Annotated in this window: 8 protein-coding genes; all 8 read right to left on the bottom strand. The window is 37.8% G+C overall.

The annotated features are described in order from the left end of the window. Nucleotides 1-76: 76 nt before the first annotated feature. Nucleotides 77-1,246: a M20 family metallopeptidase gene (locus AC1VS3_RS05645; RefSeq protein WP_196029812.1), complete on the bottom strand. Its 1,170-nt coding sequence runs from the start codon at nucleotides 1,244-1,246 to the stop codon at nucleotides 77-79. A gap of 428 nt (nucleotides 1,247-1,674) precedes the next feature. Continuing rightward, nucleotides 1,675-4,089: a glycogen/starch/alpha-glucan phosphorylase gene (locus AC1VS3_RS05640; RefSeq protein ID WP_119983436.1), complete on the bottom strand. Its 2,415-nt coding sequence runs from the start codon at nucleotides 4,087-4,089 to the stop codon at nucleotides 1,675-1,677. 146 nt (nucleotides 4,090-4,235) lie between these two features. Then, a complete protein-coding gene (locus AC1VS3_RS05635; RefSeq protein ID WP_481275543.1) occupies nucleotides 4,236-5,294 on the bottom strand; it encodes a hypothetical protein in 1,059 nt (352 codons plus the stop codon). A 198-nt stretch (nucleotides 5,295-5,492) separates the two neighbouring features. Beyond that, nucleotides 5,493-6,545 (bottom strand): NAD-dependent epimerase/dehydratase family protein, encoded by a 1,053-nt coding sequence (locus AC1VS3_RS05630; RefSeq protein WP_008978206.1) that lies wholly within the window; start codon nucleotides 6,543-6,545, stop codon nucleotides 5,493-5,495. A gap of 20 nt (nucleotides 6,546-6,565) precedes the next feature. After that, nucleotides 6,566-7,291 carry an IspD/TarI family cytidylyltransferase gene (locus AC1VS3_RS05625; RefSeq protein ID WP_119983434.1) on the bottom strand — a complete coding sequence of 242 codons (726 nt, stop codon included), beginning with the start codon at nucleotides 7,289-7,291 and terminating at the stop codon, nucleotides 6,566-6,568. Nucleotides 7,292-7,381: 90 nt separating this feature from the next. Next, entirely contained in the window at nucleotides 7,382-10,114 is a 2,733-nt protein-coding gene (locus AC1VS3_RS05620; protein WP_481275542.1) for a bifunctional glycosyltransferase/CDP-glycerol:glycerophosphate glycerophosphotransferase, read from the bottom strand. A 2-nt stretch (nucleotides 10,115-10,116) separates the two neighbouring features. Further along, on the bottom strand, nucleotides 10,117-11,775 hold the full coding sequence (locus AC1VS3_RS05615; RefSeq protein WP_481275541.1) for a CDP-glycerol glycerophosphotransferase family protein: 1,659 nt from the start codon (nucleotides 11,773-11,775) through the stop codon (nucleotides 10,117-10,119). Next, nucleotides 11,768-12,916, bottom strand: coding sequence for a CDP-glycerol glycerophosphotransferase family protein (locus AC1VS3_RS05610; protein WP_117547943.1), 1,149 nt, complete (start codon nucleotides 12,914-12,916; stop codon nucleotides 11,768-11,770). The genes AC1VS3_RS05615 and AC1VS3_RS05610 overlap by 8 nt, the downstream gene beginning before the upstream one ends. Nucleotides 12,917-12,938: the final 22 nt, after the last annotated feature.

Here is a 12,938-nt window from a genome sequence, read left to right as displayed (position 1 = left end):
TATGCATACATGCCTACATCTTTGCTAAGCAGTTGCATCTTGCCTCATATTGTTCCTTAGAAAAAGGATGATTCCTTTAACGTTTCAGCGTTTTATGAAATTCATCCTGTACCTTTCGTAATAAATCTTCTTCCATGAGTAATCTTCTTCCAAGATTCGCCAATGCGATGGCACCATCACGTAAAGCTTTTCTTCCTGCCTCATGAATGGTAGCTGCTGCCATTTCTTTTGAATGTCCATTGACGCATGCATCGGCAATCTTGATATAGCCATGCAATGCCGGGCAACAATAGCTGACACTTCCGATATCACTAGAGCCATTTGGCACCTCATCTACCGGTTTCACATCCGTTCTGCCTAATGCCACATATTCTTCTTTCAACAAATCACATAAGGTATAATTTATGACACAGTCTTCATAAGGGCATTCATATGTCGTTACCTGATAGGTACAGCCACTCGCTTTACAAGCTCCCTCAATACAATCAATTGCTCGCTGACTGAGCTCTTTTACATACTGCATAGAGGTTCCACGGAAATAATATTCCAAACTGGCATAGGCCGGAATGACATTGGCAGCTTCACCACCATCACGAATAATACCGTGAATATATGTATTTGGCAGTGCATATTGGCGTAGCAGATTAATGCCGATATAGCTCATAACCGCTGCATCCAAGGCTGATTTTCCATGCTCAGGTGAACAACCATGTGTATTTACACCATAAAATTCAAACTTCAATGGTAACAATGCCAAAGTTCTGCCCCCGACTCCATCTTCCGTATCTGGATGAATCATCATCGCCACATCCACATCGTCAAAAACATGCGCATTCGCCATAGACACTTTCCCACCGAAATTCTCCTCTGCCGGTGTTCCTATCACACGTATTTCTCCGCCAATATCATCAATGATTTCTTTTAGGGCCACTCCCGCAGCAATGGATGTTGCCGCAATCAAATTATGTCCGCAACCATGTCCCACTTCCGGCAAAGCATCATATTCGCATAAATATGCAATTACCGGACCTGCCTTGCCACTTTTATACACTGCTTGAAAACCAGTTGGCACAACGAAAGCCTTTTGCGTTTCAAAACCAAAAGATAATAACCCTTCACTTAACAACTCCATCGTTTCAAATTCTTCATTACCGATTTCCGGATGATCGTACATATGTTGTACATAGGACATATAAGTATCTAAGTTTTTTTCAACACTTGTGATTAACTTTTCTTTTAACTCCATCTTCATTACCCCTTTTCTGTTGCCTATTATTTTAACGAAATTCACATAAAATTGCAAATACAGCTTTTTATAAAGCAAGTATCCTCAAGGCATGCGTGTATCTATGCCCTTTTCCATCATTAACACTTCATAATAACCCCTTTATGCATCAAGGGAACAGGATACCTCTTTGCGTGAGCGTTCGTTACCGCACTTATCCTTTTTGATAAGCTGGGATGTAGTAATAGTACACAACAGAATTAAGCTTATCGCCTCTCATTTATGTGAATGCTTGAAATTATGTATTTGGTAAGCGTTCTTTCCCGTGTTTATGAAGAAAAAAATAGCCACATGAGTAAATTTAAGCATAAAAAAGGAAGCATGACACGATTGCGAAATAGTGCAATTGCCATACCTCCCAGTTGATTATTTCCAAGGAAAAATCTTTCTTATTTAACCGTCACCGGTTTAATATTCCAAATATCACGTGCATATTCATGGATCGTACGATCACTTGAGAAATAGCCAGACTGTGCGATATTTATCAGACACATTCTTGCCCATGCTTCTGCATTACGATAGCGCTGTTCAATATTGCCCTGCGCATGCACATAAGCTTCAAAGTCTGCCAACAACAGATATTCATCATTTTTGAACATCAGTTCATTATAAATCTGCTTGAAATCTCTAGGATCATTTGAGAAGGTACTGTCTACCAAGCTATTGACAACCTTCTGAATATCACCGTTTTGATTGTATTTTTTCCAAACATCATAAGAATTTTCATGACGAATCAAGGCCACATCATCTGCACGAAGACCGAAGATTTCAGCATTCTCATAGCCGACACGTTCTACGATTTCCACATTAGCACCATCCATCGTACCTAAGGTAATCGCACCATTCATCATAAACTTCATATTACCGGTACCGCTTGCTTCTTTACCGGCTGTAGAAATTTGTTCTGATACATCGGCAGCATTCATTAGGATTTCCGCAATGGATACCCCATAATTCGGAATGAATACGACCTTCATATAACGGTTAATATCACTATCGTTATTTACCTTATCAGCCACACAGTGAATCAGCTTAATAACTTCCTTCGCAAAGGTATAGGAAGGTGCTGCTTTTGCGGCAAAGATAAAGGTTCTAGGATAAATACGGAAGTTAGGATCTGCTTTCATACGGAAATAGAGATGAATAATGTTCATCACATTTAACAGCTGACGTTTATAAGCATGTAAACGTTTTGCCTGTACATCAAAGATGGAATTTACATCAATGTCAATGTTCAAGGTATCCTTAATGTACTTCGCAAGTATTTTCTTACGTTCCATCTTCACATCCATGAATTTCTTCTGAACTTCGCTGTTATCTACATACTTCATCAGATCTTCTAATTTTTCAGGATGTTTTTTGAATGCAGGACCAATGGTCTTTTCTAACAACTGTGTTAATTGTGGATTAGAATACAACAACCAACGACGATGTGTGATACCATTCGTCTTATTGTTGAATTTGCCAGGATATAAATCATTGAAGTTCTTCATTACATCTTCTTTTAAGATTTTAGTATGCAAAGCCGCAACACCATTCACACTGTGCGAACCGATGATGGCAAGATTTGCCATATGCACCTGTCCATCCTTGATTACACAACATTCATTCATTAAATCAGAACGTCCTAAATCATGAGAGCAGGCATATTTGAAACGACGGTCGATTTCTTCGATAATCATATAAATACGTGGCAATAAATCTTGTACATACTGAATCGGCCATTTTTCCAATGCTTCACTTAAAACAGTATGATTCGTATATGCCATCGTTTCTGTTACGATTTTCCAAGCATCATCCCATTCGTAACGGAAATCATCCAACAGGATACGCATCATTTCCGGAATACACAATACCGGATGGGTATCATTCAACTGAATGGCATTCATTTCCGCAAAGTTGTCCAATGTTCCATATACGCGTAAATGCGCATCTATAATGTTATTTAATCCTGCCGCAACAAAGAAATATTGCTGTTTCAAACGCAATAATTTTCCATGTTCTGTAGAATCATCCGGATAAACATTACGGCAGATTTCACGAACTTCGTTTACATATTCATTCAAGTTAGCTGCATCACATGCATCATCGGCAACTTCTGCACTCCACAGACGTAACGTATTGGTCAGTTTCGTATCATAGCCAACCACAGGTACATCATATGGAACCGCACGAACAACCAAGCTTGGCACATGATTTACAACCGCCTTGCCATCTTCTCCCATCCACATGTCCACATGACCGCCGAATTTAACATTGACTGCATGCTTTGGTTTTCGCACTTCCCAAACGTTACCTAAAGACAGCCATTGATCAGGTACTTCTACCTGTTCATTATTTACAATTTTCTGTTTAAATAATCCATATTCATAACGAATACAGTTTCCATTGCCCGGTAAATTCAAAGATGCTAAAGAATCCAGGAAACAGGCAGCCAGTCTTCCCAGACCTCCATTTCCTAATCCTGCATCACTTTCCAGGTTTTCAAGTTCATTAATATCCAGATCCAGATCAGCTAAACCTTCTTTGACTAAATCATAGATACCGAGGTTCATCAGGTTGTTTGTCAGAAGACGTCCCATTAAGAATTCCATAGAGAAATAGTACATCTGCTTGCTTTTCTTCTCTGCGATGGCATTCTTAGAGTCGTTCCAGTGAACACTGGCATAATCTCTAACCATTTCCCCTAAAACCATGTATTTTTCTGTTATGTGCGCCTGTTCGATAGAACGGCCGTAGCGTTCAATAATTCTTCTTTTAAACTCTTCTTGAAACTCTTTCTTGTTCTTGAATTCGTTTATCATATACTCGCTTACTCCTCTCAGTAACATATTAATTTTACAATATTTGTCTCTTAATTACAAATGAAATTAAGAAATGCATACAGTTACTATATTCATTATGCGAAAGATGTGTGAATTCATTCAACTGTAAAGGCTTTCTTTATTTTTTAGGTAAAATCATTCTCAATTTTTTCCTTTTGATTGTACTGTTTCCTATCTTGATAATGGTTATAATCCCTCTGAAATTGCTTGTTCACTTCGCTGTCTTTATTGCCGCTGATACCATAAGATTGCTGAATATAAGCGGCGATCATGCCACTTACCTTCTCCGCCCCATATACATTCATATGATAACCGCCATCTTTTGTGTCCGTTAGCCAGTTGATCTTAGATGAATAGGGCTCTAAGTTCATATCCAGATAATCGACCTGTTCTTTTTCAGCAAATTTACTTACCAAACGCGCTCTGGAAAAGGACCATTCTCGAGCACCCGGTACGCGCAACAATAAGATTTGCATTTTCTGTTCTTTCGCAAGTCTGATCAGCTCTTTCACCCCTTGTTGATTGATTGCATCAAGCTCTGTTATCTGTTCATTATTGTGCATATAATCACGATCATAGAATGGTTCTATTTTGGTATTCATGATGAAGCCATGTGTTGTATGTTTACTATCTAGTTGCTGTTTAGTTGGCGTCAAACGTTTTCGTATGACATCTCTTACATAGGAGTGAAGTAACGTTGCTTTGGTTTGTTCATCCATACTGGTATCCGTATAAGAAAGCAAATGTCGTATAGCTTGCATGCGTTCTTTCTCTGGTTTCATGGCATTGATTGCCGCGCAATTACGCGCTAATCTTCCTTCATTTTGGGCACGAAATAAATTTGCGTCAATAATCAACACTTTTGGCTTTTGATAGCGCAAGGCGCTTTTTAATAGGTAAGTACTGGTCCATATTGTTTGTGTCGCACTTGCCAGTGTATAGGAGATGATGCCTGTTTGTTTCCATACGATCAAAGGATTGATGGAGCGAGTAAAATTACTATCACCAAGAAATAAGATATCTAAGCTATTCTCTTTTTCTTCATAAAAGCCTTGGATTCCATCACTTTGTGCAGTTGTACATTGATCGAGATTTTCCGCAAAGATTTCTTTTTGCGTATTCCCTTTCAAGAAGAAACAAAAACATACACATAACAATACCATACCCTTCTTCATTACTTTCATATGACCACCTGCCACCTGCATTATACTCCTAGTTTCATACGACACATCTTAACTTTCCTTAATTACTTATCTTTTTTACTCTTTCTATATGAGGATAACAATCACGCGATAGGAACAACCCAATCTTTTATGAAGAAAAGAAAAAGTCTTATTGCTTACCAATCTTATAAGATCATGGCAGCAATAAGACTTAAGTTGTTATAATCTTCCGTTTGCTTTTTCATACTCCAAATAACGTAAAGTTCTTGTAAATCCTTCTTCAATTGTGTTAAGTGGTTGCCAACCAAGCTCGCGCAAGCGTTCACTCGATAAGATTCCCATGGTAAACGGTGCACATCCTGTGTTCGCATCCTTAGGAATATCAAAGCATAACTTTAAATGTTTCTCGGGATTTATCTTCACTAACAATTCAGCCAATTCACGAATAGAAACTTTTCCGTTTTCATCTCCAATGTTGTATGCCAGTTCTTCCCCATTTAGTAAAATGCGCCACATTCCGGCAATGGCATCTGCGATATAGGTGTAAGTTCGCACACTGGATCCATCACTTTTTAATACAATATCTTCATTGAATAGGACATTCTTCAAGAAGTCCGCCTGGACACGGCCATCATAAATGGACATGCCTGGACCATATGTATGGGCTAATCGTGCAATTTTCGTATTTAAACCATACTGCTTATGGAAGGAAGCACACATGGTTTCAGCCGCTTTTTTCCCTTCAGGATAGCATGATCTAGCATCTAATGGGTCCACAAGACCATACGTATTTTCATAGAAGAATTCCTGGTTTTCATCTGGCTGTCCATAAATTTCGCGGGAAGAAATAAACATATAGCCTTTGGCATTCTTCTCTTTCGCTAAACTTAGCGTATAGAAAGCTCCAAGTGTGTTAGCCGCAATCGTACCTACCGGATCTTCGCGCATGATCAATGGACTGGCCGGGCTTGCGGCATGAATGATATAATCAACCTTTCCATCATATACCATCGGCTTACTAACATCATGTGCCACAATTGTTACGGCCGGATTGTTTGCTATATCTTCCGGTATCTTTTTGGGATTACGCACAACGCAGATAACCGTAGCATTCATCTTTCTTGTTTCATTTAATGCTAAAACGGTTCGCACAAAATAGGTTCCTACCATTCCGCTGGCACCGGTAACCAAAACGGCGGCATCTTTTAATTTATCCCAAGCGATATCCTGTGCGCAGATACGTTGTAAATCTTCTTTTACTATTGGATTCATAGTAGCCTAGCCTCCTCAATCTATTTTAAGCCTAAGATCTGCTCATTTTCACGATATTGCAATAATGCACGTAAAATATAGAAATCTTCTGGCGTCGTTACTTTAATATTACCGCGATTTCCTTCAACGATGTACATTTTCTTACCCAGATTTTTATATAAGTTACAAGAATCGGCGATATCAACATAGTCTGGATTTAGTTCCCGCATTTTCTTATGCGCCTCCATGATTTCGCCTAAGTAAAAGCTCTGTGGTGCCTGTGCTGTAAACATTTCTTTTTTCAATGGCATCTCTTCTACTTCTTCGCCGCCTTTACTTAAAATCGGTGTTTCAAAGAAAGAGGTACAGGTAACAGCACTACCATGCTGTTTTACACATTCTATGTTTTTCTGGATCACTTCTTCACTGACAAACGGGCGTACGCCATCATGAATCAAAACGATGGCATCCTTGTCATTTTCTGCATCCGCTGCACGCAATGCACGATAGATGGAATCCTGTCCGTTGCTTCCACCTTCCACAATGCCGCACACCTTCGTAATCGCAAAACGTTTTGTCAGATCTTGTAATGTCGTGATATAGTCTTTTTTACAAGAAATATAAATCTTATCAATGGATGGACTATTTTGAAAATTGTCCAAGGTATGAATAATGATTGGTTTCCCATTGATTTCTAAAAATTGTTTTGGCATTCCGGCACCCATGCGTACCCCGCTGCCACCGGCAAAAATGATTGCTATATTCATATGAATCCTCCTCGTTTGTATCTGTTTTCATCAGCCTTATTATACTCCTAAACAGAGGTTCTAACAACTGACGATTTCGTAATATATCATCTAAACACGCAGCTTATCGATGTCGATTTGTTTCTGGAATTTCATAATTTCCTGATAAATTCGCTCACAATTATGATGATCATTTTGAGCATAGAAATTATCTGCGCGCTTGCGATACTCCTCCTTCATGACACAGCCTGTTTTCATATATTCACATAACATATCAATCAGCTGCTCACTCTTTGTACATATTTCACCAAAGCCCATCGTATCGTAGAAGAAGATACCATCATCATAATGTGGCGGCAAAACATCCGGATGGAAATACACGATCGGTTTTCGCATATACGCAAAGTCAAATTGCACACCGGAATAATCGGTAACCATTAAGCTGGATTCGGTTAAGATTTTTTCATAGCTCAGATCACCAACGGAAGGAATAACTTCTAATTCATCATTTTTGGTAAAGTCCTCAAGCTGCGAACTTAAGATTGGATGCAGCAAGAATTTAATCTTATATCCATAAGCTTTTGCACAACGTAACAAACGTTCATTGTTGATTAAATTGTTATACACATGGAAATATGTTGAATTTTTAAATTCCGGATTATAGCCTCTTTGTTCACCTTCACTGGTTGTTACAGGCAAGGCGTTGTACATACGCCATGTCGGTGATAATAAGATCTGTTTCTTATCGTTATTAATTAAGCCGTCATAACGTCCGATTCCGGTTAACTTCAAAATATCAAATCCCTGATAGCCATAAGCATGTTTTGATAAATTTTCATACTCAAACTTACTTGCTAAAAAATACATCAGGGTATTATCTATGATACGGCGCTGGGCGATTGCACACTTTTGCACCGATAATCCATGCTGCAGACACATGGAGCCAAAGTTACATAAGCCTCTGATATATTTAGAAGTACTCTTATTATAGCCATTAAATGGGAATAAATGAGAATTCGTTATTAAGACAATATCGGCGTGGACAAAAACAAGTTTATGCTTTAACGAGCCGTTCTTTAAAGGCGTATAGCCATCTTCCTTCAACTTTCGATAATCACTTGTATTTTCATTAATCAAATAATACTTCGTGATGCCATCATCAAATTTGGCACTATAGCGGTATAAATACTCACAACTGTCTCCGCCTTTATACAGCTTATCTAGCATGAGCCAAATGCGTTTATTCTTATACCATGGATACGTGATCCAATATAACCAACGAAAGCCTAAGGCCGCAAAATCCTTTTTATGATGGTTTTTAATTAAATTTAATTGAAATTGTATCTCTCGTTTTATGACATTTGTCTTCGTCGCTTTTTTAATGGTAATACCATTATCGGCATGATGACATAAATATTTATGGAAGCGCCAGTAGGAATACCGCGGTGTCTTGGATAGTTTTGCCCAATGATTCGCAAATGAAATCTTCATCTGATATTCTTCTCCCTGAATGCGGGCATAGAAGGTAATTCTCTGCATTGTTTTTTTCTCATCTAAAGGAAATTCCAGATGATATGTGAGACGGCGATATCCTGGGACCCCAAAGTATTTTGTTAAGGAATATGCATCAGTATCTACTACCGGATATTCTTTCCCATTAAATTTTGCGTAATATTCTACCTTCCCATGCTGAAAGATACTGATCAATGAACCATCGATCCAAACCTTTCCCTGAATGTAATTCATAACATTGATCGTAAAGCGATGTTTATTCAAAGAAGAGATGCGCAAACCATGAAAACACATTTCTACATCCCGCTCATTCTCTTCATCCAAAACACTTTGATAGGTGTATGCTACTTGATCTTTTCCATATTTGATACGCAAATACATGCAACGAATCTCTGGATTTTTTGTCATATAGGACAATTCATCTTGATTCAAGAGATAATAATCATCAATTTGTAGAAATAATGTTTGGACTAAGTCTAAATACGTATCTAGTTTTTTCCCTAAGACGACTTTTTTATTGCGATTATCTTTATTGGCCATCATCCGACAATTTACATAATAGACACAATAATTTTGTAAAAAGGCCGGAATCGTTTTCTGGGTTTTTTTCGCATATTCTAATAATGGGAAAAGATAGCTCTGCAAAGATTCATGATACCAGCGTGCATCATGGGATGGAACATGATAAAGCACTTGATTTTCACGTGGCGCAAAGTATTCATATTCCGCTTTTGCTACGGTGGCATAAACCGGTTTTTCTAATAAAAGCTTCATCACCATATCGGTGCCTGCTTCAAATGGCAGGGTTTCATTAAATCCTATCCGTTTGATCATTTCACTATGAAAGATGGAAGAATCTAAAGCGGTATGTAAAGCAGAATACTCTTGTGACAGATCATAGACAGTGTCTTCTTCAATAAAAAGTTTACTTAAAATGTGCTGTTTGCGTGTTTTTGTCATCAATGGGTTATTACAATAGGATTTACCGACAACAAAGGTAGCGGCAGGATTTTCTTCCATTACTTTCATTGCTTTCTTGATAAAATGATGATTCATCGTATCGCCGGTTTCCATAAACATCACATAAGTTGTATCAACATATTGCATCGCCTGATTCAATAAGGCTCCTCGCATGTTGGCATCACTTTCTATAAGTTTTGCATGAAAAGATGACAATGCTTCTTTTTCAACTGTTTCCCTATCTTTTGGCGCACAGACAAGGATAAGCTGAAAAGCTTTCTCTTTTTGTTGGCGCAGGCTTTCGAATGTTTTCGCTAGCCCTTCTACCCCATTCTGCATCGTCAATACAATTGTCAGTTTTCTTTCATCCATACTCAACACCTCTCGCCTTTCTCATGTAAAAGGATGCTGTCTATCACGATATCACTCGACAGTTTCTCATGTGTATCAAAGCATTCTTCAATAAATGCAGCCAGTTTTTCCATTTCAAAAGTTTTATTACGAATGGTCGATAAGATCTCATCAAACGTTGTACACACCTTACCGCACGCATCATCCAAACTGCGATGCACCCCTCGGCGCAGCTGATAATAATCTTTATCAAACGCATAGAAAATGATTGGCTTTTTATGTAACGCAAATTCATAAATATTACTTGAAAAATCTGTAATTAAGATATCCGTAATATAAAACATATCATTGATATCACCATATTGTGACAGATCTTTCACATAGGTTGCATAAGCAACAGGAATATCCACTTTTTCCTGAATGAAAGGATGCATCTTAAAGATAAAGGCATAGTCTTGTTCACAAAGCTTTGCAATACCATCCATGTCAATCTTATCAAATGGATAATATGCATCACTTTGCGTATTTCCTCGATAGGTTGGCGCAAACATGATGATCTTACGACCTTTTAATTCCGGGAAATCCTGATAGAATTTCCTTTTATAAGCATTTATACGTTCTTCATCTAAATAATTATCCAAACGTGGCAATCCGGTTGCTAAAAAGTGCGAACGATCAATTCCGAAAACTTCTTCATATACCGGAATTAAGCCTTTACTGCCTACTAAGGCATAATCATATTTACGATGACATGAATCTTTCGGTAATGGTGAGCCGGCTTTTCCAAAACGTGAATATCCTACCGATTTAAAGCCGACTCCGGCATGCCATGCCTGTATCAGTTTTGTTTTAGAGCTTAAAGTAATCGTTTTAAAAATAGGGACATAGTCATCCACAAAAATATAGTCCTGTTTCGCAATGAGCCACAACAGTCTTGACCATGTAAAAAAAGTTTTAAACTTGCTTTGCTGCAAGGTTTTTGAGAAAGAATAACTTATTTTAAAAGTTTTATCTAAGCCGCGTTCTTTCATACGATCATCAATCGCTTTTAAATTACCGCCAATCGGTGTTCTTGTTTCAGACATGAAGAGCACATGTTTGCCATCCTTTTTACGACAGCTGCTTAATACCGCAAAAATCCCTCTGATCGCCGCTTTGGTAAGAATAAAAGCTACTTTTCGGCATCCTTGTTTCAAGGATTTTGATTCTAAGCGCACATCTTTTCGATTGGGATGGTCATTTCTTTTCATATAGGTGGTAAAGGCACATAAAATCAAATCTTCTTCATCCCCATGGATGACCGAAGGAGTCTGCGGCGCTTTTTTCTGTAAAACCGCTATATCGCTAATCTGAAAATTAATGGCATAGGCATAGCATTCTTGGCCATAACGATACAGCTTATCCAATTGTTCCAGTTTGTATCCACATGCCGCTGTGATACTGAGATAATATTTTTCATGATCTTTTTCATAATAAAAATACCATTTCCCATTATCTAAAAGTTTGGTTTCATTAATGTTTACCATATTTATCGTCAGCTTATTGTCTACAGGTTGTTCTAGAGGATATACTTTTTTTAAATCCGTCACATAAAAATGGCAGTCCTTGATGGCATCCCCTTGTAAAGATAATGTCAGATAAATATTATGCCAATACATATCGGTTATGATAACTTTATTCATGTGCATCGTTTCCTTCTTTCATCAAATTCAATATAAAATCGGCAATATGAAGACTGGTGTTCCCATCATATACCACATATTTTTTGCAGAAGCGTTGTAATTCATCCATATCATACGGCTCTTTTTCAATAGCATCAATAATGACTTTAGGATCTTTACTGATGACTCCGGGAAGCTCGTTTTCATAGTCAATCGCAAGACCTCGTTTACCGGTGTAATTTTGCATATCAAAATTATAAAAATACAGAGGGATATTTAATAAAGCCGCTTCATAAATAATACAAGAATAATCACTGATAACAGCATCGGCAACAAACAACATATCAAAGGAGGTAAAGGAAGTATCAACCAATACATGTGGATTGTGAATCGTCAGCTTTGATAATGGATGCCGTTTTACCACTAGGATCTGATCATCATATAAGGCATCACACAGTTTATCAACATATGTCTGCATCATCGTTTCCTTTTTTCTAAATGTCGGAACATATAAAATAACTTGCTTTTCTTTCAAGATTGGATATTTTTGATATAGCTTTTTACGCATTTCTTGTTTATAAGAAGCATCGGTTAAGATATCCACTCTTGGCAAAGGATAAATGCGTACAATGTCTTCAGGGCAATGAAATCCCTTTGCTAAATCGGCTTGATAAGCAGGGGAACTGGCGAATACATAGGAATACTGTTCATGCATGCGCATGGCCTTCGCAATCTTCGTACTTGTTCCTTCTGCCGTATCCAATGCGGTATAACCAAATTTTTTCATCGTTCCTATCGAATGCCACATCTGAATGATTTTTAAAGAACGTCTATGTTTCAAAAGGGAGATGACGATACAATAGGTATCTAAGACGACCACTTTACTGCTGGCAATCTCTTTCATCTGCTTCAACATATGAAAGGCATATTTGATTTTATCTTTGTACGATGATTTTAATCCGCCATCTAAGGTGTGACATAAAAACACGACATCGACGGATGCATCTTGTTGTTGAAGAGCTTTTTTCAACAAGATGAAATCTATGGATGGTGTATTTGACTGTCGGGATATCATGACAACTTTATTTTTTACCGGTAAAAGTTTTATGAAAAAATATAAAACATTTAAGGCTGCGGTACCTAGCTTAATAATTGCCTGCATCTTTTCACTCCGTTCTTAAAAT

The organism is Longicatena sp., assembly GCF_982403165.1.
Note: the sequence above shows the minus strand (reverse complement) of the source record. Positions and strands in the feature narration are given on the sequence as shown.

Coding starts and splice junctions, on each gene's coding strand:
- AC1VS3_RS05645 (WP_196029812.1), bottom strand. CDS start 1,246: ATGGAGTTAAAAGAAAAGTTAATCACAAGTGTTGAAAAAAACTTAGAT.
- AC1VS3_RS05640 (WP_119983436.1), bottom strand. CDS start 4,089: ATGATAAACGAATTCAAGAACAAGAAAGAGTTTCAAGAAGAGTTTAAA.
- AC1VS3_RS05635 (WP_481275543.1), bottom strand. CDS start 5,294: ATGAAAGTAATGAAGAAGGGTATGGTATTGTTATGTGTATGTTTTTGT.
- AC1VS3_RS05630 (WP_008978206.1), bottom strand. CDS start 6,545: ATGAATCCAATAGTAAAAGAAGATTTACAACGTATCTGCGCACAGGAT.
- AC1VS3_RS05625 (WP_119983434.1), bottom strand. CDS start 7,291: ATGAATATAGCAATCATTTTTGCCGGTGGCAGCGGGGTACGCATGGGT.
- AC1VS3_RS05620 (WP_481275542.1), bottom strand. CDS start 10,114: ATGGATGAAAGAAAACTGACAATTGTATTGACGATGCAGAATGGGGTA.
- AC1VS3_RS05615 (WP_481275541.1), bottom strand. CDS start 11,775: ATGAATAAAGTTATCATAACCGATATGTATTGGCATAATATTTATCTG.
- AC1VS3_RS05610 (WP_117547943.1), bottom strand. CDS start 12,916: ATGCAGGCAATTATTAAGCTAGGTACCGCAGCCTTAAATGTTTTATAT.